22 protein-coding genes are annotated in these 23057 nt (G+C 65.2%); 5 read left to right on the forward strand and 17 right to left on the reverse strand.

Annotation, left to right across the window (positions count from 1 at the left end):
• Positions 1-60 precede the first annotated feature (60 nt).
• The 13 genes from OPU71_RS13340 to OPU71_RS13400 form a co-directional block, all read right to left on the reverse strand.
• A complete protein-coding gene (locus OPU71_RS13340; RefSeq protein WP_267728502.1) occupies positions 61-489 on the reverse strand; it encodes an FKBP-type peptidyl-prolyl cis-trans isomerase in 429 nt (142 codons plus the stop codon).
• A complete protein-coding gene (gene lspA, locus OPU71_RS13345; RefSeq protein ID WP_267728503.1) occupies positions 486-977 on the reverse strand; it encodes a signal peptidase II in 492 nt (163 codons plus the stop codon). The genes OPU71_RS13340 and lspA overlap by 4 nt, the downstream gene beginning before the upstream one ends.
• Positions 970-3777 carry an isoleucine--tRNA ligase gene (ileS, locus tag OPU71_RS13350; RefSeq protein WP_267728504.1) on the reverse strand — a complete coding sequence of 936 codons (2808 nt, stop codon included), beginning with the start codon at positions 3775-3777 and terminating at the stop codon, positions 970-972. The genes lspA and ileS overlap by 8 nt, the downstream gene beginning before the upstream one ends.
• A 44-nt stretch (positions 3778-3821) precedes the next feature.
• Positions 3822-4217 carry a GxxExxY protein gene (locus OPU71_RS13355; protein WP_267728505.1) on the reverse strand — a complete coding sequence of 132 codons (396 nt, stop codon included), beginning with the start codon at positions 4215-4217 and terminating at the stop codon, positions 3822-3824.
• Positions 4214-5203, reverse strand: a complete 990-nt coding sequence (locus tag OPU71_RS13360; protein WP_267728506.1) for a bifunctional riboflavin kinase/FAD synthetase — start codon at positions 5201-5203, stop codon at positions 4214-4216. Before OPU71_RS13360 ends, OPU71_RS13355 begins: the two co-directional genes overlap by 4 nt.
• Before the next feature lie 228 nt (positions 5204-5431).
• Complete coding sequence (rpsD, locus tag OPU71_RS13365; RefSeq protein WP_267728507.1) at positions 5432-6043, reverse strand: 30S ribosomal protein S4; 612 nt, start codon at positions 6041-6043, stop codon at positions 5432-5434.
• 25 nt (positions 6044-6068) lie between these two features.
• Positions 6069-6908 (reverse strand): ChaN family lipoprotein, encoded by an 840-nt coding sequence (locus tag OPU71_RS13370; protein ID WP_267728508.1) that lies wholly within the window; start codon positions 6906-6908, stop codon positions 6069-6071.
• A gap of 2 nt (positions 6909-6910) precedes the next feature.
• On the reverse strand, positions 6911-7177 hold the full coding sequence (locus OPU71_RS13375) for a hypothetical protein (RefSeq protein WP_267728509.1): 267 nt from the start codon (positions 7175-7177) through the stop codon (positions 6911-6913).
• On the reverse strand, positions 7174-7491 hold the full coding sequence (locus tag OPU71_RS13380; protein ID WP_183638386.1) for a DUF2149 domain-containing protein: 318 nt from the start codon (positions 7489-7491) through the stop codon (positions 7174-7176). Before OPU71_RS13380 ends, OPU71_RS13375 begins: the two co-directional genes overlap by 4 nt.
• Complete coding sequence (locus OPU71_RS13385; RefSeq protein ID WP_267728510.1) at positions 7488-8030, reverse strand: MotA/TolQ/ExbB proton channel family protein; 543 nt, start codon at positions 8028-8030, stop codon at positions 7488-7490. The genes OPU71_RS13380 and OPU71_RS13385 overlap by 4 nt, the downstream gene beginning before the upstream one ends.
• A gap of 829 nt (positions 8031-8859) precedes the next feature.
• Positions 8860-12897: a cobaltochelatase subunit CobN gene (cobN, locus tag OPU71_RS13390; RefSeq protein WP_267728511.1), complete on the reverse strand. Its 4038-nt coding sequence runs from the start codon at positions 12895-12897 to the stop codon at positions 8860-8862.
• On the reverse strand, positions 12897-15155 hold the full coding sequence (locus OPU71_RS13395) for a TonB-dependent hemoglobin/transferrin/lactoferrin family receptor (protein WP_267728512.1): 2259 nt from the start codon (positions 15153-15155) through the stop codon (positions 12897-12899). Before OPU71_RS13395 ends, cobN begins: the two co-directional genes overlap by 1 nt.
• 194 nt (positions 15156-15349) lie before the next feature.
• Positions 15350-15565: a VF530 family protein gene (locus tag OPU71_RS13400; RefSeq protein ID WP_267728513.1), complete on the reverse strand. Its 216-nt coding sequence runs from the start codon at positions 15563-15565 to the stop codon at positions 15350-15352.
• 232 nt (positions 15566-15797) lie between these two features.
• Between OPU71_RS13400 and OPU71_RS13405 the strand changes: the two genes are divergently transcribed.
• From OPU71_RS13405 to OPU71_RS13420, 4 genes are all read left to right on the forward strand, one after another.
• A complete protein-coding gene (locus OPU71_RS13405) occupies positions 15798-16034 on the forward strand; it encodes a hypothetical protein (RefSeq protein WP_267728514.1) in 237 nt (78 codons plus the stop codon).
• A 391-nt stretch (positions 16035-16425) separates the two neighbouring features.
• Positions 16426-17301 carry a PEP-CTERM sorting domain-containing protein gene (locus OPU71_RS13410; RefSeq protein ID WP_267728515.1) on the forward strand — a complete coding sequence of 292 codons (876 nt, stop codon included), beginning with the start codon at positions 16426-16428 and terminating at the stop codon, positions 17299-17301.
• A gap of 66 nt (positions 17302-17367) precedes the next feature.
• Positions 17368-18141, forward strand: coding sequence for a PEP-CTERM sorting domain-containing protein (locus OPU71_RS13415; RefSeq protein ID WP_267728516.1), 774 nt, complete (start codon positions 17368-17370; stop codon positions 18139-18141).
• 42 nt (positions 18142-18183) lie between these two features.
• Positions 18184-18729 carry a hypothetical protein gene (locus tag OPU71_RS13420; RefSeq protein WP_267728517.1) on the forward strand — a complete coding sequence of 182 codons (546 nt, stop codon included), beginning with the start codon at positions 18184-18186 and terminating at the stop codon, positions 18727-18729.
• A gap of 73 nt (positions 18730-18802) precedes the next feature.
• Here the strand turns inward: OPU71_RS13420 and OPU71_RS13425 are convergent, their stop codons facing one another.
• The 4 genes from OPU71_RS13425 to cls all read right to left on the reverse strand — a co-directional run bounded on the left by OPU71_RS13425 (position 18803) and on the right by cls (position 21898).
• Positions 18803-19042, reverse strand: coding sequence for a hypothetical protein (locus tag OPU71_RS13425; RefSeq protein WP_267728518.1), 240 nt, complete (start codon positions 19040-19042; stop codon positions 18803-18805).
• A gap of 107 nt (positions 19043-19149) precedes the next feature.
• The gene (locus OPU71_RS21250) at positions 19150-19944 is read right to left on the reverse strand and encodes a GH36-type glycosyl hydrolase domain-containing protein (protein ID WP_324256065.1); all 795 of its coding nucleotides are present in this window, start codon (positions 19942-19944) and stop codon (positions 19150-19152) included.
• Between the two features lie 70 nt (positions 19945-20014).
• Positions 20015-20332: a hypothetical protein gene (locus tag OPU71_RS13435; protein ID WP_267728520.1), complete on the reverse strand. Its 318-nt coding sequence runs from the start codon at positions 20330-20332 to the stop codon at positions 20015-20017.
• A 108-nt stretch (positions 20333-20440) separates the two neighbouring features.
• Positions 20441-21898, reverse strand: a complete 1458-nt coding sequence (cls, locus tag OPU71_RS13440; protein ID WP_267728521.1) for a cardiolipin synthase — start codon at positions 21896-21898, stop codon at positions 20441-20443.
• A 250-nt stretch (positions 21899-22148) separates the two neighbouring features.
• Here cls and OPU71_RS13445 point away from each other — a divergent pair, with 250 nt between their 5' ends.
• Complete coding sequence (locus OPU71_RS13445; RefSeq protein ID WP_267728522.1) at positions 22149-23003, forward strand: hypothetical protein; 855 nt, start codon at positions 22149-22151, stop codon at positions 23001-23003.
• The last annotated feature ends 54 nt before the right edge of the window (positions 23004-23057 follow it).

Genomic DNA, 23057 nt, shown 5'->3' on the forward strand with positions numbered 1-23057 from the left:
TCTCTCTAGGACTGGTTGCTTGCGCGGGCAATGGCCGGCTTGCCATCGGCCCGCCACGTCTCAGTTCACGCCGACGATTTCAACATCAAACCGCACCGCGCGGCCGGCGAGCGGATGGTTGAAGTCGATCTGCACCGCGTCGTCCGAGACATCGAGGATCTGGCCCGAGAAGGCGTTGCCGTCGGGTGCGGTGAAGGTGAGCACCGCGCGGGGTTCGACTTCGACATCGGCCGGGAGTTCGTGGCGCGGAATCCACTCGACCAGCGCCTCGTGGAACTGGCCGAAGGCTTCACCTTCGGCAAGGTCGAAGCTGCGCTGGGTGCCGACGGCCAGGCCGATCAGGCATTCCTCGATCCGCGTGCCGAGTTCGCCTTTGCCGATCTGTAGCGTGGCGGGGGTCGACTCGAAGGTCGACAAGACAACGGTGCCGTCGGTCAGCGTGAAGCGGAAGTTCAGGGTGACCAGACTTTGCGGGCCGATCAGATTCATGATTTGGATTCCTCGGCCGGCTGACGGCCTGCGACAAACTGCGCGACAACCATCAGCACCGCACCGACGGTGATGGCCGAATCGGCCACGTTGAAAGCCGGCCAGCCGTAGCGACCGATGTGGAAATAGAGGAAGTCGACTACCGCGCCATAGGCGAAGCGGTCGATCACGTTGCCGAGCGCGCCGCCGATGATCAGCGCGAACGACAGGGGCTGCAGGCGTTCGTTGGCATGGTGCTTGAGCATCACCATCAGCCAGCCCGAAATCACCAGCGCCAGCACGATGAAGAACCATTTCTGCCAGCCCGGCTGATCGGCGAGGAAGCTGAAGGCCGCGCCGGGGTTGTACACCAGCACCAGTTGGAAGAAGTCGGTGTAGGGGATTGACTCGCCGAACTTCAGGGTGCGCAGCACCGCGAGCTTGGTGATCTGGTCGAGCACGATCACCAGGCCCGAGAGCCCCAACCAAGCCAGGAAGCGCTTAGGCATGCGTGCGCACCTCGCCGTCGCCATGCAGGTTGCTGTCGCAACGGCCGCACAGCGTGGGGTGTTCGGTATTCACGCCAACGTCCGCGCGCCAGTGCCAGCAGCGTTCGCACTTCTGCTGCGCGGTCGGCGTGACGACGATGGCTTCGTCGGCCTCGGTCGCCACCTTCACCAGCGTCGCGGCAGACGTGATCAGAACGAACTTCAGGTCGTCGCCGAGCGAGGCCAGTGCGTCGAACTTGTCGCTGCCGGCGCGGATCTCAACTTCGGCCTGCAGCGAGGCGCCGATCTTGCCTTCGGTGCGCACCGCTTCGACCGCCTTGGAGACTTCGCCACGCACTGCGCGGATCGTCTCCCAGCGCGCGATCAGGCCGGCTTCACCTTCCTGCGCCGGCAGGGCGTGGAAGGTGTGCAGCATCACCGATTCGTCCGGGTTGTTGCCGTTGAGCACCGCCCAGATTTCCTCCGCGGTGAAGGAAAGGATCGGCGCCATCAGCTTCACCACCGTCTGCACGATGTGCCACAGCGCGGTTTGCGCGGCACGGCGGGCGACGGAATCCGGCGCGGTGGTGTAGAGGCGGTCTTTGAGGATGTCGAGGTAGAAGGCGCCGAGGTCTTCCGAGCAGAAGATCTGCAGCGCCTGCACCACGCGGTGGAACTCGAACTTGGCGTAATCGGCCTCGGCCTGCGTCGCGAGCTTGCGGGTGAAGGCCAGCGCGTAGCGGTCGATATCCAGCCACTGTTCGACCGGCACGGCGTTCTTCGTGATGTCGAAATCGGCGGTGTTGGCGAGCAGGAAGCGCAGCGTGTTACGGATGCGGCGGTAGGTCTCGACGACGCGGTCGAGGATCTCCTTCGACACCGCGAGTTCGCCCGAGTAGTCGGTCGCGGCGACCCACAGGCGCAGGATCTCCGCGCCCATCTTGTCGCTGATTTCCTGCGGCAGGATCACGTTGCCGAGCGACTTGCTCATCTTGCGGCCCTGCTGGTCCACGGTGAAGCCGTGCGTCAGCAGCGCCTTGTAGGGGGCGTGGCCGTCGATCGCGGCGCCGGTCAGCAGCGAGGAGTGGAACCAGCCGCGGTGCTGGTCCGAACCTTCCAGGTACAGGTCGGCGCGCGGGCCGCTGGTGTGGCCGTCGTTGTGCGAGCCGCGCAGCACATGCCAGTGCGTGGTGCCAGAGTCGAACCACACATCCAGCGTGTCGCTGATCTTGGTGTACTGCTCGGCCTCGGCGCCCAGCAGTTCGGCGGCGTCGAGCTTGGACCAGGCTTCGATGCCAGAGACTTCAACGCGCTTGGCAACTTCTTCCATCAGCTCGACGGTGCGCGGATGCAGCTCACCGGTTTCCTTGTGCAGGAAGAAGGGGATCGGCACGCCCCAGGTGCGCTGGCGCGAGATGCACCAGTCCGGGCGGTTGGCGATCATCGCGTGCAGGCGCGGCTTGCCCCAGGCGGGGTAGAAGGCGGTCGCCTCGACGGCGCCGAGCGCCTTGTCGCGCAGGCTCTTGCCATCCTTCGGCAGTTTGTCCATGCCGACGAACCACTGCGCGGTGGCGCGGTAGATCACCGGCGTCTTGTGGCGCCAGCAGTGCATGTAGCTGTGGCTCACGGTGCCGTGCGAGAGCAGGGCGCCGACTTCGGTGAGCTTCTCGACGATGACCGGGTTGGCCTTCCAGATCATCTGGCCGCCGAAGAAGGGCAGGTCTTCAACGTAGACGCCGTTGCCCTTGACGATGGAGATGATCTCGTCGTTGCGGCGGCCGTAGGCAAGCCAGGAATTGAAGTCGTCCACGCCGTGCGCCGGCGCCGAGTGCACCACGCCGGTACCGGCATCCAGCCCGACGTAGTCGGCCAGATACACCGGCGACACGCGGTCGAAGAAGGGGTGGCGGAATTCGATGCGGTCGAGCGCCTGGCCCTTGGTCGTCGCGAGCACCGTGCCTTCGAGGCCGTAGCGCTTGAGCGAATCCTCGACTAGGTCCTTGGCCAGCACCAGCAGCTTCTCGCCGGTGTCGACCAGTGCGTAGTCGAACTCCGGGTGCATGTTCAGCGCCTGGTTCGCGGGGATCGTCCAGGGCGTGGTGGTCCAGATCACCGCGTAGGCGGTCTTCGGCAGCGCAGCAAGGCCGAAGGCGGCGGCGAGCTTGCCGGCGTCGGCATCCGACACCGCGAAGGCCACGTCGATGGTGGGCGACTTCTTGTCGGCGTATTCGACCTCGGCCTCGGCCAGCGCCGAGCCGCAGTCGAAGCACCAGTTCACCGGCTTCAAGCCCTTGAAGACATAGCCCTGCTTGACCATCTCGGCCAGCGCGCGGATCTCGCCTGCCTCATTGGCGAAGGCCATCGTCAGGTAGGGGTTGTCCCAGTCGCCCAGCACGCCGAGGCGGATGAATTCCTTCTTCTGGATCTCGACCTGCTCGGCGGCATAGGCGCGGCATAGTTCGCGCACCTTGTCGGCGGGCAGGTTCTTGCCGTGCGTGACTTCGATCTTGTGCTCGATCGGCAGGCCGTGGCAGTCCCAGCCCGGCACGTAGGGGGCGTCGAAGCCAGCGAGCGTTTTCGAGCGGACGATGATGTCCTTGAGGATCTTGTTCAGCGCGTGGCCCAGGTGCAGGTTGCCGTTCGCGTAGGGCGGGCCGTCGTGCAGCACGAACTTCGGGCGGCCGGCACTGGCCTTGCGGATCTTCTGGTACAGCTGGCCCTTCTGCCAGCCCGCCACCCAGCCCGGCTCGCGCTTGGGCAGGTCACCGCGCATCGGGAAGGCGGTGTCGGGGAGGTTCATCGTTTTTCTATAGTCAGCCATGTTTTTTCACCGCAGAGGCGCAGAGGCGCAGAGGGCCGCAGAGGTCATTCCGGGAGCTGATTGACCACACGTTTGATGCCCTGGCGCAATGCTGGAACGTTAAAGTTGAGTAGAAGTCCGAGCGGCTGATTCGCCAACCGCAGGTATGTCAGTAGTTGGGCGGTATGCACCGGTTCGAGTGTGCTGACCGCCTTGGTTTCGATAATCAGCTGATTTTCAACCAGTAGATCAAGCCGCAGCGTTCGTGCGAGCCTGACGCCCTTGTATTCCAACGGTAGTGCGACTTCGCGTTCTGCAAGCAGTCCAGCCAGACGCAGTTCTTCGCACAGGCAGTCGGCGTATACCGATTCCAGCAAGCCGGGCCCGAGGTGCCGATGCACTTCGATTGCAGCACCGATGACCCGTTCGCTGAGCGCCGACAGGGGGCTGGTCCAAGTCACCTCTGCGGCCCTTCGCGCCTCTGCGCCTCTGCGGTGAATGCCCCCGCAGGTATTGCGACACCATGCGCTGCCAGCACGTCGCGGCCGATCTCGCAGTCGCGCTTGATCGCGGCGGTCAGTTCGGTGAGCGAGCCGTATTTCTCTTCATCGCGCTGCTTGTGCAGGAAGTGCACCTGCAGGTGTTTGCCGTACAGGTTGCCGTCGAAGCCGAACAGGAAGACTTCCAGCCGTGCCGCGCCGTTCTTGGTGATGGTCGGGCGATTTCCGAGGCTTGCAACACCAGGCCACGGACCGTCGCCGATGCCATCCACCGTGACGGTGTAGATGCCATGCAGCGCTGCGCGGTTACGCTTGATCTGGATGTTCGCGGTCGGGAAGCCGATCGTGCGGCCGATCTTGTCGCCGTGCATCACGCGGCCGCTCATTGTGTAGGGGCGGCCGATCAGGCGCTCGGCGCGTTCGATGTCGCCGGACACCAGCGCATCGCGCACCGCGGAACTCGAAACCCGTTCGCCTTCGAAATCGAGCGTCGGCATCGATTCGACCTGGAAGCCCTGCAATGCTCCGGCGCGTTGCAGCATCGCGAAATCGCCGCCACGGCCGCGGCCGAAGCGGAAGTCGTCGCCAATCAGCAGATGCCGCACGCCAAGGCCGCGCACCAGCACGTTTTCGACGAAGGCCTCGGCATCGAGCGAGGCGAGCGCCTTGTTGAAGCGCAGCACGTAGACGCGATCGACGCCGCATTCGGCCATCAATTCGAGCTTTTCGCGCAGGCGCGACAGGCGCGGCGGGGCGGATTCAGGCGCGAAGAATTCGCGCGGATGCGGCTCGAAGGTCAGCACCGTGGCCGGCAGCGCGCGCTCGCGCGCCTCGCGCACGAGCAATTGCAGCAGGGCCTGATGGCCGCGGTGCACGCCGTCGAAGTTGCCGATCGTGAGCACCGAACCGTGTTCGGCGCGATCGGGAAGGCCGCGGAAGACCAGCATAAGCGTCTGACAAAAAACGCGAATTATAGCCTGCGGCAGTGCCGCATTGGTCTGCAAAGGCGGCGCGGCAAGGATGGGCGCGTTCGAAAAAGATCGCGCGGCCATCGTTCCTTGAGAGGGATAAGGGCCGATGGCCGCGCGGGGAAGACCCGCGGGCCGGATCCGCAGGAGCTTGGGAAGCGTTCGGATCCGTTTTGGGCTTGCCGTGCCCGCGGGCCGCTGCTTGGGCTACAGGCGCTGGGCGTAGTACTCGACGACCAGCTGCATTTCGATCGGGAAGGGGATGTCGCTTAGCGCTGGCAGATGCGCGACGGTTGCGGTGCGTGCGGCTTCGTCGCAGCTGAGCCATTCCGGCCGGGTCAATGCAGGTTCGGCGAAGTTCTCCTGCACGACCGGGTGCTTGCGGCTTTTCTTGCGCAGCGCGATCACGTCGCCGATCCGCAGCCGGTACGAGGGGATGTTCACCGCACGGCCGTTGACCAGACAATGCGAGTGATTCACCAGTTGGCGCGCAGCCGGAATCGTCGGCGCGAAGCCGGCGCGGAACACCGCGTTGTCGAGCCGGCGTTCTAGCAGTTCGGCGAGCTTGTCGCCGGCCGAGCCTTGCGCGCGTTTGGCGTCAGTCATCACGCGGCGCATCTGGCGTTCAGAGAGGCCGTAGTTCAGGCGCAGCTTCTGTTTTTCCTGCAACTGCAGGCCGAAGCCGGACTTCTTGCGCAGGCGGTTGCCATGCTGGCCGGGCGGATGCGGGCGATCGGCGATCGATTTGCGCGACAGGCCGGGCAGTTCGACGCCGAGTGCGCGCATGGCTTTGAGGCGAGGGCCGGTAAAACGGGACATGAATACTCCGTAGCAGGGTGAAAGATCAGCGGCCCGCGGGCTTGACGAGTGCGGCGCAAGGGTCGTCGCGGTCGACGGCGGGCAGCGTGAAATTGAGGTCGAAGGCGGTGGCGTCCGAATCGTCTTCGCCAAGGCTCACGGCGAACACGCCGGGCAGGTCGGCGAGCCAGAGCGGCACGCCGATGTCGCGCCGCACATGGCCGTTGCCGGCCAGCAGCACCGCGCCGCGGCTGGCGTGGGCGCGCAACTGGGCGGCCATGAACAGATCGCGCGCCACTTGCGCCTGCACCAGGCCGGGCAGCATCTCGGGCGGCGTGTGGCCGCAGTGGCCAGCGTCGATGGCGGCCTTCTGGCCAGCGACGAGCGCTTCCGCGAGCGGTGGCCGTGCGCCTTGCGGCAGGCCCGCATTGGAAAGCACATCGGCGGGCAGCACCGCGCCCAGGCCTTCGCGCATCGCGCGGCCGGCGTCGGCGCGCGAGACGTTGGCGGCGATGATTGGCAAGTCGTTTTCGAGCGCCAGCGCAATCACCGGTTTGAGCAAGGCCCACGGCCAGCGCGGGCCACCGGCTTGCGCGATCAGGCGGTCGGCGTCGCGCGGGTGCTCGCGGCGGGCGCGCTCGATGTCGGCCTGGCGTTCGCGGTCGAAGTGCTCCATCACCAGCGCCGGGCGCCAGCCCGCTGCTACCCGCAGCCGCAGTGCATCGAGTCGCAGTTGGTGGACTTGCGGGTTGTCGTGCACCTCGCCCAGCAGCACCAGCGGGTAGGGTGCAATCGCGTGCGCCAGCGTTGCCGGATCGGGCGCTGCCGCCTGGGCCGGCGCGATCAGGCTGGCCGCAGCAAGCAGGGTCAGCAGAGTGTGTCTCATGCTCAATGATAGGTCGCGTGTTGTGCGCAGCCGGCGCAGTGCGTGGTCAGCGAGCCGGCCCACTGCGCGCGCAGTTCCCTGCAGGCCTGGCGCAGCGTGGCGTCGAGCGAGTCGTCGTTCGCCAGGCGCTGCAGGTGCTGCACCAGCGCCTGTGTCTTTGCGGCGGTGATGCCGCGCGCCACCGACGAGGAGAGCAGGTGCAGTGCCGCCGCAAGCGAGAGCTCAGCGCGGGCGCGCTCGATCTCGCCGGTTTCCGTCGTGTCCATCATGGTTTTTCGCCCTCCGGTACGTAGACCATCGAACCGTCTTTCATCTTGTAGGCAACGCCGGCCTTCTCGCCGTCGCCGCCGCCGATCTTGCCGCTCGCTTCGTAGCGGGTGAGCTTTTCGCCCTGTTTCATCACGATCTCCATGTCCGGCTTGCCGGGGTTCTTGATCACGGTGACGTCCTGCAGCGTGAAGGGGTTGAGCGGGTGCTGTGCCACCGTGATCAGCAGCGCGGCGATGATCACGAGGAACACGTCGATCAGGTTCACGACCGAGAGGATCGGGTCGTCGCTGTCGTGGTCGGCGAGGAACTTCATGCCGCCGCTCCAACGGCCGCCGACGCGGGCGCAACCACATGGATCGCTGCATGCGGATGCGCCGCGAGCCATTGCAGCTCCTCGGCCAGCCAGCGCTTGCGCACGTTGACGATCCAGAAGGTGATGCTCGCCGCGATCAGCGCAAGGATCACCGCCGAGAACGCGATCATCAGGTTCTGGCTCACTGCGGCGAGCTGCCCGTCCGAGAGCGACTTGAGCGCCGGGCCCATCGGAATCATGGTCGCGACCAGCCCGAGCATTGGGCAGACGCGGGTGACGATGCGGTCGGTCTCCATCAGCTTGTGGGCGGCCAGCTCCTGGTCGTCGCGCTGGTGCAGGTGACGCGCATGCACCTGCGCGATCAGCGGATAGCCCGCGCCTTCGCCGGGGCGATTGCGGGTGCGCTGCACCGCCTGCACGGTGAAGCTGCCGAGCGCCCAGAAGGCGTAGAGGAAGGCGGCAGCGACGAGGATCAGGACGGGCAGCATGAAGAGCTGCGCGATGTCGTACATCAGGGTTTCGAGGGCGGTGGATTGCATGGTCTTGGGTCTCAGGCCTTAGGGTGATGGGTGGGTTGTGGGGTCAGCGGCTGGGCGGGGGGTTGCGACGCCCCCGGCCTGCGTGTGCGGCTTGCGGTTGGCGTTGTTCGCGTGGCACGGCCGTGCCGCTGAAGCCGGGTCCCGCCCCGGCGGGCGTCTTACTTTCTGGCAACAGCACCAGAAAGTAAGCAAAGAGTGCCGCCCGGCGTTCGCGGTCAGGCGCTGCGCACCTGACTTCCCTGCGCTGCTCGCGAAGTCGGGCGGCTGCGGAACTCGGCCCTGCGGGCCTCAGACAGTCCTCGCCGTCGGCGCTGCGCGCCGATCCCCCGACCCCGCTGCGCTGCTCGGCGCTCTCGACGGGACCCAAAGTCAAAACCATCGCAGTGCTGCGGGACGTCGCGCATTCGTGGCCTGGATGGAGGGAATCGGAGACCGGGGCGGCGGGGGCGTCCGAGGCAAGCGCACTGCCCAGAGTCCTGCCTGTGGCCTGCATCTGGGCAACGGAAGCACCCAAACGGTCGAGCGTCGACGCTGTTCCATTCCCCTCTGAAATGCAGAGCAGCGCAGGGGCGCCGGGTTCCGACGTGCGCAGCACGGCGGGGCCGAGGACTGTTTGAGCACCGAGCGCAGCGAGGGCAAGTTCCGCAGGCCCCCGGCGCCGCGAGCAGCACAGGGAACCCCGCCGCAGGCGGGGCGTTGAAGCGGGGCGACTTTCTTTGGTTTCTTTCTTTGTTCGCACAAAGAAAGAAACCCGCCCGCCGGGGCGGGACCCGGCTTGGGGGCGACGACCGCTAAACGCGCGCAGCGGTTCTAAAGGCAATGCCATCACTCAAGCCACCTTCCTGACCGCGCCCGCATACTCGTGGGCAGGCAAATCGACCAATCGCGGCGCAGGCCGCGCGAACTGGCGAACGGCCCCGCCCAGCACCGCCAGCAGCATCAGCGCGCCACCGATCAACCAGTTCAGCGCTACCGGCGCCGCCTCAACACGGGGCTTCTTCTGTTCCAGCACCATGCCCTGCACCTTGGGCTTCACCGCTTCCATCGGCGGCTGTACGGTCTGCGCAGGCGCTGGCGCCGCAGCGGCCGGCGGGCTGGCCGGGCGTGCGACGCCGTAGCCGGCCGGCGTGGCGCCGGTAACCTGCTCGGCAACGTAGGCGCTGAACTTCGCGTTGTCGCTGCGCAGGTCGTGCTGGGCGGCAAGCTGCTGCCAGCGCTGCGCGAGTTCGCGCACCGTCTTTTCGTCGGTCTTCCAGTAGCCCTTGCGCGCGGCTTCGAGCATGCGTTCGATGATCTGCGCCTGGGCTTGCGGGGCCTCGCGCTCGAACCATTCGTTCACGCCCAGCTTGTACTTGTCGCGCACATAGACTTCGGCGAATTCCTGCCACTGGTCGTCGCGCACGATCTCCGGCGCCACTGCCGTCCAGCCCCAGAAGTTGTTCACCGCGTCGAGCACGTTGAGCGCGCCGCTATAACCCTCTGCCTGCATCGCCTGGATCCAGCCGGGGTGGAACTGGCGGGTGCGCAGTTCGGTGGCGAGGAAGCTGGCGGCGGTTTCGGTGCGGGCGTCGCGCGGGTCGCGCAGGTTGGAGATCAGCAGCTCGGGCGACTTGCCGGTGAGGTGGCGCACCGCGAGCCCGAGGCCGCCGAGGTACTGGAAGGGGTCGTCGGTGGTGAGCATGCCGTAGAGGTTGCTGGAGCGCGCCAGCAGCGCGGCCTGCACGCCCTTGAGGTTTTCGGCGTAGAGGTTGCCGCCTTCGAGCTTGCTGCCCCATTCGGCTTCGTCCGGGCCGTAGCCGAACTGCATCTTGGCGAGGTAGAGCTGCGCCATCTTGGCTTCGCCGGCACGCCGGTCGCCGCGCGCCTCACCCGCGTCGTTGCCCCAGGTGTCGGTGGCCAGCGTGGCTTCGTCCAGCCCGGTGCCGTAGGCGCCCGATTCGCTCGAAAAGATGCGGGTGAGCGCGAGGTTTTCGAGCTTCGCCGCCGGCAGGCCCTTGGCGGCGAGCGCGGTGCGGATCGCGCGGGTGCTGGCGGCGACCGCGTTGTCCGGTTCGTCTGCGGCAGCGGCAAGCTTCACCGCCTGGGCGAGCCACTTCATCACGTTGGGGAAGTGGTCGCGGTACAGCCCGGTGGCCGAGAGCACCACGTCGACGCGCGGGCGGCCCAGTTCCTTGGCCGGGATCAGCTCGACGCCGACGAGTCGGCCGCCCTCGTCCCACTTCGGACGCACGCCGAGCGCGGCCATCGCTTGCGCTTCGAGGATGCCGGCGTGGCGCATCGTCTCGACGCTCCAAAGATTGAAGGCGAGCTTGCTCGGGTAGCTGCCCTTGCGGGCGCGGTGATCCTTGAGCAGGGTTTCGGTGGCGGCAAGCCCGGCCTCCCAGGCCGCCTTGCTCGGGATCTTCGAGGGATCGAAGCCGTAGAGGTTGCGGCCGGTGGTGAGCGAATCCGGGTTGCGGATCGGGTCGCCGCCGGTGCTGCTGGCGAGGTGCTTGCCGTCGAGTGCGGCGAGCAGGCCGGTGAGTTCCGGCGCCGGGTCGAGCGCGGCGAAGTAGCGCTGGGCGCGTTCGGCATCCTCGCGCAGCTTCGGATCGCGGATTTCGCTCGTCGGGCGCCCTTCGAGCAGGTAGGGCTTGAGGAATACGAAGGGCTTCGATTCGGTGATGCGGGAAAAATCCTGCGCGAACAGCTCCTCGGGTTCTTCGGGGAAGACGCGGGCGAGGAAATCCTTGCCCAGCATCGCCATGCTGCTGAACAGTCGCACCTCGTCGCGCTGCGCGCGGCCGAAGGTATGCAGGCCGATCGGCTGCAACTGGCTCGCGAGTGCGTGCAGGTGATCGTGCAGCTTGCTCAGCCAGGTCGGCAGATCAGCCTGTGCGGCGGCGCGGGTGGTGCCCTGATCAGCGAAGAGATGCAGCTTTTCCGACTGATCGAGCAGTTGCGCCACCAGCCGCTCGCGCACGCTGCCGGCTTCCTGCGCCACCACTTGGTGCAGCAGGTCGTGCAAGTCGTTCAGCTCGGTGTGCAGGCCTGCGGGGCGGAAGGCGGGCGTCTGGTGGCTGACGATGGTGGCGCGGCCACGGCGCTTGGCCTGGATCGCCTCGCCAACGTCGTCGACGATGTAGGGATACACCACCGGCACGTCGCCCAACACGACGTAGGGCTGGTCGCTGACGGCGAGGCCGCGCTCCTTGCCCGGCGTCCATTCCTGCGTGCCGTGGGTACCGTAGTGCACCAGCGCGTCGCGCCCTTCGCGCGCCCACAGATAGGCGGCGAGGTAGAAGTGGTTCAGCGGCTCTTTGGTGTTGTGGTAGATCGCCTTTTCTTTCGCTTCGTCGCGTTCGCCGCGCGGCGGCACCGGCATCAGCACCACATTGCCCAGCGCCAGACGCGGGATCACGAAACCGGCTTCGCCCTTGCGGTTGGTGGCCATCGCGCTGGCTTCGGGCTTGCCCCAGCGGGCGGCGACTTCCGCGCGCAGCTCGGGCGACTGCGCATCGAACCAGCGGCGGTAGTCGCGCATCGGCAGCCAGGCGGCGAGCCCGGCGTCGAGCAGGGCTTCGCGCTGGCCGTCGCGGTAGAAGGGCGCGAGCAGGCGGCCGAGCTGGTCGATCAGTGCTTTCTCGTCGGGCGCTTCGGTGCGGTAACCGTGTGCCTTCATGGCGGCCAGCGTGGTGTGCAGGCTCGCCGGCAGGTTCATGAAGCTGGCCGAGAGGTTCCGCTCGCCCGGCGGGTAGTTGTAGAACAGGATCGCGACGCGCTTGTCGGCCGCCGGCGTGGTTTGCAGGCGCGCCAGATTGATCGCCTTGCCGACCACGCTGCGCACTTGCGCGGCCATCGGCTCGGTGCGGCCGCTGGGCTTGGCGACGGCGGCAGCGACCATCGGGTCGATCGCGCCGGCGATTTCCGGCTGCGCGAGGTAGAAGGGCACATCCATCAGGCTCACGCCTTCGCGGTCGCGCGCCCACTCGGCGGCGTCGCCCTTGCGGTAGGCCATGGCCTGCAGCACCGGGATGCCGAGCTTTTCGAATTCCGCCTTGCGCGCCTGCGCGTCGAGCACGATCTGGGTGTTGATCAGCACTTGCGCGACCGGTTTGCCGGCCGGCGCGAGCAGGCGGGTGAAGGCGTCCGGCTCCATCATCGGCGTGTAGAAGGGCAGCGCGCGGCCGCCGGCGGCCTCGATGTCGCGGATCAGCGCGTCGATGAAGGCGGTTTCGCCGCTGCTGACGTAGGCCTGGTGCAGCACGATCGCGATCTGCGGCACGTCACTGCGGCCGGGCAGGTCGCTCATCCGCGCGCTCACGCCCTGCGGCAGCTTCGGGTGATACCAGGCGGCCTTGGGGAACACGATAGGCGCGGGAATCGCGGCGTCTTCGCGCAGCTTGAGCTGGCGGGCGGCAATCAGGCGCATCGCGGCGTCAAAATTTGCGACGCCACCGTTCTGGTAGTAGCTGTTGAGCGTGCTGGCGAAAGCCGCGTCGGCACCGAAGGCGCGCGCGCCCTTGGTCATCAGCAGTACGCGCGGGGTGCGCGCCTCGGCCCAGGCCGCGCCGAGCTTGCTCATGACGAAGTCGACGATGTGGGCGCGCGGCGCATCGACGATCACAAAGCTGGCGCCGGCCAGCCAGCCGGCCGCCTCGTCCGGCGAGAGCTGTTCGGCGTAGCGGTGCTCGACCGCGACACCGGCCTTGCGGCCGGCCTCGGCGAGCAGCGCGAACTTGGCTGCGGGCACCGGGTTGGCGGTGAGGATGCGCACGCTGGGTGCCGCGGCGGCGGGCGCAATCGTCCACCACAGCAGCAGGGCCAGCATGCAGACGCTGACGATCAGGCGCGGCACCGCGAAGGCGCCGCCGGAGAGTGGCCGCATCAGAAGCTCACCGCAAGGCTGGCGGACACGGCGCGGCCGGTGGCGGTGTAGAAATCGACGCCGGGGTCATTGGCCGCGAGGCTCACTTGCCGCACATCGCTCCAGAGCCAGTACTTGCGGTCGGCGAGGTTGGTCAGCGCGAGGTTCAGGCGGGTGTTGGCGAGCGGTTTCCACCACGCGTACACGTCGAAGGTGGTCCAGCCGCCCGGCTTGTAGAGCTCGCCGCTGCTTTCATCGACTCGGTCGACACCGGCGGCGGCGCGCATCCGCAGGCTGCTGCCCAGCGTGGCCTGGGCATCGCGCTGCCAGGTGAGCCCGAGCGTGGCGCGCAGCGGCTCAACCGTGTTGAGCGGCTGATCGGTGGTGTTGTTGGTGCCGTGCGCCCAGGCGGTGGCGCCGTCGAGCTTCCACTGCGGTGCGAACTGCCACGCGCCGCGCAGCTCGGTGCCGTAGATCGTGACCTTGGTCTGGTTGCGGTACTGGTAGGTGGTTTTGAGCCCGGCGATGCAGGCCGGGTCGGCCGGGCAGTTGAGTACGACCTGTTCGATGAAGTCCTCGTAACGGTTGTGGTAGGCCGCCCAGCTCAGCGCGAGGCTTTGCGTGGTCCAGCGCGTGCCGATTTCGATGCCTTCGCTGCGCTCGGCCTCCAGATCGGGGTTGGGGCTCGATCCGTAGCCTTGCGCGAGGTTCATGAAGCTGCCGTTCACCTCCTCGTAGTTCGGCGCGCGGAAGCCGAACACCCACTGCGCGTAAAGCGCGAGCGGATCGCTCGGCCGCCACAGGGCGGAGAGGCGGGGCGACACCGCGGAATCGGATTTGGACACCGCGGGCTTGCTGGTGTGGGTGTCGTAGAGCGGATCGGCTTCGGGGGCGAGCTCGTAGCTGTCCCAGCGCAGGCCGGGGGTGATGATGATGCGGTCGTTGGCGAGGCGGATTTCGTCTTGCAGGAACACGCCGATCTGCTGCGTGCTGCCGGGCGGGAAGTCACGTAGCGGGAAGGTCTCGCCCGCCAGCGCGTTCGATACGGTGCCGGTGGTGAGGTTGCTGCGGGTGGCGGTTCGCAGCTCTTCGCTGTGGGTGTCGAGCCAGTCGAGGCCGCCGATCAGCAAGTGGGTGCTGCTGCCCCAGCTGACGGTGCGCTCGCCCTGGACGGACGCCGCCCATTGCTCCTGTGCGAATTCAAAGCCGAGCTGAACGTCGCAATCGTTCTTGCCCGCGAGCGTGGCGGAGCAGGTGGCGCTGGTGTTGCTGCGGCGCTGCAGGGTATCGGTTGCGATGTCGCTCTTCTGCCACGAGGCGCTGGTGACCAGGCGATCGAGCACGCCGCTGGCGGGCGTCCAGGTATAGCCAAGCGTGGCGCGCTGGCGTTCGTTGTCTTCGCTGCCGCTGGCGGCGGTGACGCGCGGTAGCGACGATGAAAGGCGCTTGAGTTCAGTCTCGGATTCGGATTTGCGTGTTTCGTGCGCGAGCGTGAAACGGTGTTCGGTGCTTGGCGTCCAGCCCAGTTTGGCAAGCGTCGCGGTGGCGGTGTTGTCTTGCGGGTTTGGCGCGGTGCGGCTGACCGATACCGTATCCACGTCGCCCTGGTTGCCCAGTTCATGGCCTTCGCGGCGGCTCACCATCAGCAGGGCTTCGACGGTTTCGACCTTGGCGGCGATGCTGCCGGTGCTGCCCCAGCTCTGGTCTGCACTTGCAGCGTGCAGCGCAATTTCGCCGCCGACCGTTTTGCCCTGGGCGATGAAGTCGCTCGCATCCTTGGTGACGAAGCTGACGACGCCGCCGATCGCATCCGAGCCATACAGGCTGGAAGCTGGCCCGCGCACGATCTCGACGCGCTTTAGGAAGTCCTGTTCCGGTATGTCGCGCGTGGCGGTGGAGATGTTCGAGGGGCCGCCGCGCGAGTAGTAGTCGGGCAGGCGCACGCCATCAACCAGCATCAGCACGCGGTTGTCTTCGATGCCGCGGATATTGAAGTTGGTGGCGCCGAAGCGGCGGCGGTCGCGGCTGACTGCAAGGTCCGGCTCGTCGGCAACCAGTGCGGTGGGATCCACCGGCTGCTGGGTTTCGATGTCGGCGGCACTGCGCTGGGTAATCGTCAGCGAGGCGTCGGCGGCGTTGCTGTCGCGCCGGCTGGCGCTGACCACCACATCGGCAAGCTGGGTTTCGGTGGCAAAGGCGGGCGCGGCAAACGCGCCAATCAGCGCAAGCACCATCGGGCGCAGGCGTTTGGCGGGGGAGGCGAACGGTTTCGTGGGCATTTGATTTTGTGAGCGGTGGTTCGTGTCGGTGTCGACTGTAATTCAAATGCGAACGATTCGCAATAGCGAAGCAGGTGCGGCCGCGTACCTGCGCGGGCCGTCGCCGGCGCGCTCAGCGAGCGTGCTTCATGGGGTGTTCAGGAAACGCGTGGTGCCGCCAGGTGGCGCGGGCCAGGCGCTGCGGGCCGGAAGGTTCAGCGCTGGGTGAGGTACAGCCCCTCAAGTTTTTCGCGCGCCCACGGGGTGCGGCGGAGGAACTTGAGGCTGGACTTGATGCTGGGTTCGAACATGAAACAGCGCACCGGGATCTGCTCTGCCAGCGCATCCCAACCGTGGCGTTCAACGAGTTGCGTGAGGATCGCTTCGAGCGTGAGGCCGTGGAGCGGGTTGTTGGGCTGTTCGGTAGTCATGGCCGAAGGGTCTCGTCAGTGCAGGGCTGGCCGGGTGGCCGCGAAGCGAGCCTGCACGATACACCGCCGCAGGCCAGGCGCCGGCATAAGCGCGGCTGCGCGCACTTGGTGTGTGAATGCGTCACCTTTTCGAGGCGCACTGCGTCATCGTTTTGCCGATGGGCGAGGGGCAAAGTGGCGTCACGGTGATCGCTCAGATGACCGCCCCCCAGAAGAACCAGAGGAGACTGCCATGAAAATCGATTGCTTTGATGACCAGATGAAAGCCATCCTCGTCGTTGTGATTGCCTATACCGCGATTGCCACCGCGCTAGGCATTGGTGACGGCAAATCTCTCGGTCGTGGTGAAGTGATGGTTTCAGCTGAGGTTGCGAAAACGCGGGTGGCTCGCTCGGCGCAAACGCCTCCGATTGCGCGGGTCACGGAGAATGCAAAGCGGCCAGTGGGCGTTGTTGCGCAGGCCCAGTAGTCAGGCACATTTCGGAGAGGCAACGGGCGGCCAGTTTTCAGGCAGCGCCCGGCCAATCACCCGGCGACCGTGCGGTCGCTCAAACGCTCAAGTTCGGCTGTGTGATCCTGGTCGGCACTGATCCGTCGCCGACTTCGATCGGCGCGCCGTTCAATACCTGCGAACTACTAGCGGCCGCCCTAACTACTCGCTCTCGTGTATTGGCGGCGCTAATGCCAATCGGTAAGTTCGATTTCGGCGACCTCAATCCGTTTTGTTCGGGCATTCCGGCACGCCAGTGCTGACTTGCGTCCGCCTCTTCAGGGGTAGTCTGGGTGCGAGGGCGTCTTAGAACAATGGCCTCGCGCCGATTGGGCAGAGCCGTGGGTGGCAAGGCTAAAGGGAGAGTGAAATGAAGGCTCTGAAGTGTCATCCAAACCACACTCTGAAGGCGCTTGTGTTGCTTGCGGCCCTCGTTTCGATATCGGCTGAGGCGGGAATCATCGCCAGTAAACCGCGTGGCATGCCCACGCACGATCAATCTGAATTGCCTGCGCCAGCGAGTGGTTACTACTGCGGGCCGGTGGCTGCCTGGAACAGCATCGAGTGGATGTACGACACCTATCCGAAGTACTTCAAGGACAAGAAGCCGGCCAACTGGAAAGACGGCGTCAATGAACTGGCTGGCTACATGAAGACGGACAAGAACAAGGGGACTTGGGTTAACGATTTCATCAGCGGCAAGAAAACATTCTTCGAGAAGCACGCAAACCCCGGTTCATGGCAAGTGGAGTCGAAGAACGCCGATTGGGATCCGGTGGCGAAGAAGTGGGGGGCGGATGCCCCGACCTGGAAGTGGATAAGGACCCAGATGGACAAGGGGCAGGATGTTGAAGTTGTCATCCGTTGGGACGGCGGGGCGCACTGGACGAATCCGGCAAAAGGCGCATTCGACGAGGAGCCGGATTCGGCGAACATCCTGACGCTCGACTACTACGTCTGGAACGACGTCAATGACAATCTGGAGTTCGACCTTGGCGATGCGATGGACTGGTTCTTGTCGGATCCGCATCAAGAGGTCGTCACGATGTCGATGTCGCTCGGGACTTCTCCCGTGGCCCCTGGCGGGGATTGGCTCAATGCCAAATACGGCAACAAGAACGTATGGGTGACGGCTGCCGTCGCAGAGTCGATCCCCGAACCCTCCACGATTCTGTTACTAGGCATGGGGGCAATCGGCTTGCTGCGGGTGAAGCGTGCCTCACCGTCGCTGGCCGGCATCGCCTAGTCCGATCCCATCGTCGGTCCGCATCCGGGGCCGCTACCCCAGACGCACGAAACCAGGGAGGCAATCATGACGACAAAGTTCACCGTGTGGGCTATCGTGTCTATCGCAATAGTCTTCAGCGCTTTGCCGTCTGCGTCCGCGATGGCGGCGATCATTCCGCCACCGCTTCCGTCCCCAGCGCTCGGATTCAAGATCGATTCGGTCAGCGTCAGCCCCCAAAGTCTGTCTATTCCATGCGGCGTGTTCAGTTGCCCGGGGTTTCGCGGAACGAAGAGTTTTTCAGCCACCGTCGGCTATACCGCTAGCTACGATGGCGCGCTCTTCGATCCGACTGACACGCTGTCACTTGGCGCGCGCAACTTCAACATTGCACTGCTGGAGGATGATGTTGCCTTTGACGATATTGTTGGCCTGTTCGCCGGATCAAGCAGCTACTCCAGGACGTTTCGGAAGAGCTATTCCGGTAGTTTCTCACTCGGGTTTACCGTCGGCGCTTCGCAACTGAACCGCCAATGCCAAGGCGGCTGCAACACGCGGTCTGGCGCGATCGCCGAGGCCTTCGCGCTGGAGTTCCTGATCGATCCCAGCAGCTATGTCGATATTGCGTTCCGCCCATCGTTTGGCCCCACCCTTGAAGGTCGGGTCAATCTGAGCCCTGGTGCTCAGCTGAGGCTTAACGACCTCCATCGCGTGCCGGAGCCAAGCAGTCTTGCATTGTTTGCAGCCGGGGTGTTCGCGCTGTGCTGCTTGCGCTGGCGTTCAGGGCATCGCCTTGCGAGCAATCGTGTGTTGGCGCGATTCGGTGTGCGCCCATTCCGCCCTCCGGTCGCATGCTCGTAGTGCAAAGCCAAGAGGGCTTCTATGAAATGGCAGGAGGCAGCTATGAAAACAAAGGCCCGTCTGTTCTGTGCGACGCTTGCGGCGTGCGCCGCAATGTTGGTGCCGTCGACTGCGTTAGCAGTCTGCATCATCGAGTACGGCGATCTGAAAGTCTTCCACATCAAACTGTTGTGGGGGTTGATCGATCCGGTCGATGAGGCCTATTTCTACTCGGACGAGGTGAATGCCGATACCGGCTTTCTGCCTGAAGTATCTGGGGATACGGGAATTGGCGACTGGGGCCACCAGTTCATCACGCAGGATCACAACGGTGCGATGCTCAGCGGCATAGGCGTTCGCTTCTACCTCAAGTCAGGCGACGGCATTTCAGAGGGAGAGTCCGCAGATTTCAAGTTCCTTGCCGTAAACGACAACTCGGCGCAATGGTATGCGACCTATCACGACTCCGCCTCTAACTTATGGATAGGCCCAGGTGCCTGTGCGGAGTGCCCGGAGCCGGTATCAATTGCTTTGTTGTTTGCCGGCCTTGCCGGGCTGGGGCGGCGTTTCCGCGTCGGGCGCCATACCCCAGTCCGGGTCAGTGGCTGATTGCCGAAGCCTCGGGGGCTTTGATTCGCCCCCGTGCACGCCCCTGTGTGCCAGTGATATTGGGCGCGATGCTTTATCTGATCTTCACGTCGACCGTGTGTTCGCCGCTCTCGAAGGCCAGCATCAGCGTTCCGTCGATGCGTTCGCAGTCGACCCGCAAGGTGCTGACGCTATGCCCCGTTCCGCCGGTATTCCGCTCCGTGATCACGTACGCGGCGCAGCGGAACTTGCGGGGGGTGGTGAAGCCCGGCCAGCCCTTGGGGATGCAGGGGTCGAAGACGAGGCCGCCGAGCGCTGGGCGGATGCCCAGCATGTACTGCGTCGCCGCGTGGTAAGCCTACGAGTAGGTAGCGGATAGCCAGCTGTTGCGGCCGAGGCCGAACTACGGAAGTTCGTCGCCGAGCAGGGTCTCGGCGATCGTCACCTACAGGTTGATGTGCAGGAAGATGCCGCCGTATTCCTTGGCGCCCGTCGGGTAGTGCGACACGCCGCCCAGTTCCGGGTCGTAACCGTTGAAGCCGGGGCCGAGAGTTTGAGCCCGTTGGCGGTGGCCAGATGCGAGTGCACCGAATCGAGCGCGGTCTGCGCGCGTTCGCTTTCGGCAAAGCCGGCGATCACCGTCCAGCTTTGCGAGTGGGTGTAGATCTTGCCCTCGGTATTGGTGTGCGAACCATCCGCCGCGGCGGTGCGGGGGTACCAGGCGTCATCCCAGGTGACGCGCTCCACCGTTTTCAGGATCTTGGCGGAATGGCCGCGCATCCGCGCTGCGTCGGCGTTGCGATTCGGGCGCTCATAGATCCCAGCCATTTCGCGCGCGGCGTAGAAAACTATGGCCCCTGCGCACCGTTGGTGCCCGCCTCGCAAATTGAATACGCCGTCCGCTGGCGGGCGCATGCACTGCCCGATCATGTGGAAGTGCGTGCCGGGAATCCTGCGCTGGTGGTGCTCGCGAGGGAACTGCTTTTGTGCTGCTGATGACGACCCAACTTCACGCTGAAGTGTCTCGTCAGATTCGGCTCGGCCTCGTTGAGCATGTCGCCTGGCCCAACCGTGCGTCATGCAGCCGTTGAGTCCGCAGCGCTGGAACCGCCGGCAAGCTTGAGACGCCAGTTGGTTCGATGACTTGTGGGAGGCTGTAGCGCATCCAACAGCCGACTCTGTGGTCGGAGACTTTGGCAGAGTCGCAGGGTGGGAAACGCGAGCGCAATGCGGCATAGCTGTGTGGAGGCGTGCGCTCTTGCTTTGTCTTGGGCTCCCGGCGGAGCCGCGAGCGCACTAGCCCTGCTCAGTAGGATATCGCCCAGCCGGCGGTATCCACTCGCACATGCGGGCGACCAACGGCGCTGCATGCGTGAACTGCGAAGTTCCTGGCCCAGTTGCTGGCGCTCGCGAATTGCTGTTCGCCGCCGTACTTGGCGACGTTCAGGATCTGATCGACGATCAATAGCTTGCCCATAGGGTTGCTGGGCGTGCATTCAAGTTCAACGAATTCGCGGTCGAACCATTGGCGGGCGGCACGGGGGGCAAGCGCGGCGAGTTCGGCCTCGCTCACTTCGAAGATGTAGTCGAGTCCCTCACCGAAACTCACGATCACTGTGTTCATCTGGAGCCTCATGCCGGCAGTGCGATCAGGGATTTTGCGCTGCGTGTGAAGGGGCGATGCTGCGGTTTGTCGGCAGCCAGACAGTTCGGGTCTGGCATCTTGGTCGCCCTAAAGCAGCGGGCTGACCAGATGCGCGCCGCTCTCTGCGAGGCGTGCGCCGGTTGAACGCCGTGCCCAGGCGGCCGCATCCAAGGGAATGGCGGTCTGGGCATAGCGATCCTGCAGCGCGCGGATTTCGGCGGTGAACGCCTGGTCGTAAATCACCAGTGTCACTTCGAAGTTGAGACGGAAGCTGCGGATGTCCAGATTGGTGGTGCCAAACAGTGCCAAGCTGCGATCAACCGTAACGCTCTTGGTGTGCAGCAGGCCGTCGTTGAACTGGAGGATGCGCACGCCGGCTTCGAGCAGGGGTTCGAACGACCAGCGGCTGGCATGGCGCACCAGGATCGAATCAACGCGGGCCGGTACGATCACCGTGACCGATACCCCGCGCAGGGCGGCGGCCTCGAGCGCAAGGAACAAGGGTTCGTCGGGCACGAAGTAGGGCGTCGTGAGGACGATTTCGGCGCGTGCTGCGTAAAGTGTTGCAAGCAGCAGCCGGTGCGCGCTCTCGCCTTCAAATCCCGGGCCCGAGGGTAAGACCTGCACTTCGGCGCCTCCGGCAACCGGTGCCGCCAGCGCATCGGCCAAGCCCGGCGCGACTTGCCCAAGCGCTTCGCCGGTTTCGATGCACCAGTCCCAGAGCACCACGCCTGCAAGCATTTCGACAACCGGGCCTTCGATGCGGGCCATCGCGTCCACCCACTCGCCGACGCCGGCGTCCTGCTTGAAGTGCAGCGGGTCCACCAGATTCAGACTACCTGTCCAGGCCACGAGGCCGTCCACCACGATGATCTTGCGGTGCAGGCGAAGGTCGAACCGTACGAAGGCCGCCCGCAGCAGGCCGACTGGCAGGGCTTCGACGACCGACACGCCGCCTTCGCGAAGGCGGGCAGGCCAGTCGCTGCGGAAGAAGTCGCGGCTGCCGGCAGCATCCAGCAGAACGCGGCAAACTACCCCGCGCTGCGCGGCCCGGATCAAGGCCGCAGCAACGTCGTCAGCCTGGCCGCCTGGATGCCAGATGTAGAACTCGATCAGGATGGTGTGCCGTGCGGCGTCGATGTCGGCGGCAATGTCGGCGAGGATGCGGCCAGAATCGCTTCGCAGCGACAGGTGATTGCCGATCGTCGACGGCAAGCCCGCGGCGCCCTGTGCGGTGCGGCGGATCGTGAACCAGCGCGCTTCGCTGTTCGGTGTGCTGAGGATTTCCGCTGGCAATGATCGCACCCAATCCACCAGCAGCGGGAGCAGCCTGCTTGCGTGTCGCCCCCGCCGCCTGCCCAGTTGGCGCTCGCCAATGAACAGATAGAGCACGGCACCGAAATACGGTACGCCCACGATCAGAAGCAGCCAGGCCAGCGTCGTGGACGGCGGGTGACGTTGCATCAGCGCCCGCGTGGCGAAGGCAGCAGTAATGACGATGTGTGTTGCGGCGGCGAGCGTCCCGAGGTGGTCGCTTAGGCTCATGAACTTGGATTCAGGCAAGTCTGATCTTCACAGAGCATAGCCGAGCGCGCGCACGCGTGGCAGCCCGGCAACGCGCCGCCGAGATTCTGACGCGCTCATGGAACCTGCAGACTCGCTTGTGGTCAATAGCTGCTGCTGCAGGCATGCGGAGCAGGGTGATATCCTGCCTCGCTGCAAGCATTCTCAACGACTCCGGAGTTTTCATCCTATGCGTTCCGCACTTGCCATTTGTAGCCTTGCAACGGCGGTCTTGTCTGCGCCCGCTGTCGCTCAACGCCCGCCACCGGCGAGTGTTTCCGCTGCCGTCACCAACGTGTTTGATACCGACATGGAAAGTGGCGGCACCGTTGGCCTGTCGGCCGTCACATTGACCGGTGGGGGGAACTGGCCGGTGTCCCAGACCACCACGCTCGGCATACAAGCGCGGGTGGATATCGACAACTGGAAGTTCGACAAACCGGCAGCGTTTGGTGGGCAGACACCCTGGCAGGGCACCAACCGCTTTTCGCTTGCCGTGCCAGTCGGATTTTCGCTCGGCGATGGCTGGAACATGTCCTTGAGCCCAAGCGTTGAGCTGACGGGCGAAGAGGGCGCAGACGCCTCCGAGTCCCTCGGCTATGGCCTCACCGCGCTCGCGATCAAGGCCTTTGCGCGCGACAAGCTGCTCGGCGTGGGGGTCGGCGTCTTCAGCAACATCGAAAAGACGACGGCTTTCCCTTTCCTGATCATTGACTGGAAGATCGCCGAAGACTGGCGAGTCTCCAACCCCTTGCAGGTCGGTCCGTCGGGGCCCGCTGGATTGATGCTCTCGTACCAGATTGCCCCGCAGTGGGAAATCGGCGCCGGTGCAGCATATCGAACTTATCGCTTCCGCCTGGCGGAAGACAACCCGATTGCCAAGAACGGTGTCGGTGAAGCAAGTTACATCCCGGTCTTTGCCCAAGCGACTTATCGTGGCCAGACGGGATGGCGCTTTGATCTCTATGGCGGTGCCATGACCAGCGGATCCTTGAAGGTCATGGATAGCCAGGGCGAGAACGACATCGCCGAAGACGATGTCAAGACAGCGCCGACGGTGGCAGTGGCCTTCTCGGCGCGCTTCTGAGGCGAGGGGTTGATCACCAAAGAAAAAGGCGCCGATTGGCGCCTTTTTTGTTCG

This window comes from Niveibacterium sp. 24ML, from assembly GCF_026586805.1.
GTDB lineage: Bacteria > Pseudomonadota > Gammaproteobacteria > Burkholderiales > Rhodocyclaceae > Niveibacterium.

Excerpts from the sequence above, each read along its gene's own strand:
- OPU71_RS13380 (WP_183638386.1), bottom strand. The coding sequence starts at position 7,491 with ATGAAGTTCCTCGCCGACCACGACAGCGACGACCCGATCCTCTCGGTC.
- cls (WP_267728521.1), bottom strand. The coding sequence starts at position 21,898 with ATGAGCCTAAGCGACCACCTCGGGACGCTCGCCGCCGCAACACACATC.
- OPU71_RS13425 (WP_267728518.1), bottom strand. The coding sequence starts at position 19,042 with ATGCTGGGCATCCGCCCAGCGCTCGGCGGCCTCGTCTTCGACCCCTGC.
- cobN (WP_267728511.1), bottom strand. The coding sequence starts at position 12,897 with ATGCGGCCACTCTCCGGCGGCGCCTTCGCGGTGCCGCGCCTGATCGTC.
- OPU71_RS13400 (WP_267728513.1), bottom strand. The coding sequence starts at position 15,565 with ATGACTACCGAACAGCCCAACAACCCGCTCCACGGCCTCACGCTCGAA.
- OPU71_RS13410 (WP_267728515.1), top strand. The coding sequence starts at position 16,426 with ATGAAGGCTCTGAAGTGTCATCCAAACCACACTCTGAAGGCGCTTGTG.
- ileS (WP_267728504.1), bottom strand. The coding sequence starts at position 3,777 with ATGGCTGACTATAGAAAAACGATGAACCTCCCCGACACCGCCTTCCCG.
- OPU71_RS13405 (WP_267728514.1), top strand. The coding sequence starts at position 15,798 with ATGAAAATCGATTGCTTTGATGACCAGATGAAAGCCATCCTCGTCGTT.
- OPU71_RS13375 (WP_267728509.1), bottom strand. The coding sequence starts at position 7,177 with ATGATGGACACGACGGAAACCGGCGAGATCGAGCGCGCCCGCGCTGAG.
- rpsD (WP_267728507.1), bottom strand. The coding sequence starts at position 6,043 with ATGTCCCGTTTTACCGGCCCTCGCCTCAAAGCCATGCGCGCACTCGGC.
- OPU71_RS13415 (WP_267728516.1), top strand. The coding sequence starts at position 17,368 with ATGACGACAAAGTTCACCGTGTGGGCTATCGTGTCTATCGCAATAGTC.
- OPU71_RS13370 (WP_267728508.1), bottom strand. The coding sequence starts at position 6,908 with ATGAGACACACTCTGCTGACCCTGCTTGCTGCGGCCAGCCTGATCGCG.
- OPU71_RS13420 (WP_267728517.1), top strand. The coding sequence starts at position 18,184 with ATGAAAACAAAGGCCCGTCTGTTCTGTGCGACGCTTGCGGCGTGCGCC.
- OPU71_RS13360 (WP_267728506.1), bottom strand. The coding sequence starts at position 5,203 with ATGCTGGTCTTCCGCGGCCTTCCCGATCGCGCCGAACACGGTTCGGTG.
- OPU71_RS21250 (WP_324256065.1), bottom strand. The coding sequence starts at position 19,944 with ATGCCGCATTGCGCTCGCGTTTCCCACCCTGCGACTCTGCCAAAGTCT.
- lspA (WP_267728503.1), bottom strand. The coding sequence starts at position 977 with ATGCCTAAGCGCTTCCTGGCTTGGTTGGGGCTCTCGGGCCTGGTGATC.
- OPU71_RS13385 (WP_267728510.1), bottom strand. The coding sequence starts at position 8,030 with ATGCAATCCACCGCCCTCGAAACCCTGATGTACGACATCGCGCAGCTC.
- OPU71_RS13340 (WP_267728502.1), bottom strand. The coding sequence starts at position 489 with ATGAATCTGATCGGCCCGCAAAGTCTGGTCACCCTGAACTTCCGCTTC.
- OPU71_RS13435 (WP_267728520.1), bottom strand. The coding sequence starts at position 20,332 with ATGAACACAGTGATCGTGAGTTTCGGTGAGGGACTCGACTACATCTTC.
- OPU71_RS13395 (WP_267728512.1), bottom strand. The coding sequence starts at position 15,155 with ATGCCCACGAAACCGTTCGCCTCCCCCGCCAAACGCCTGCGCCCGATG.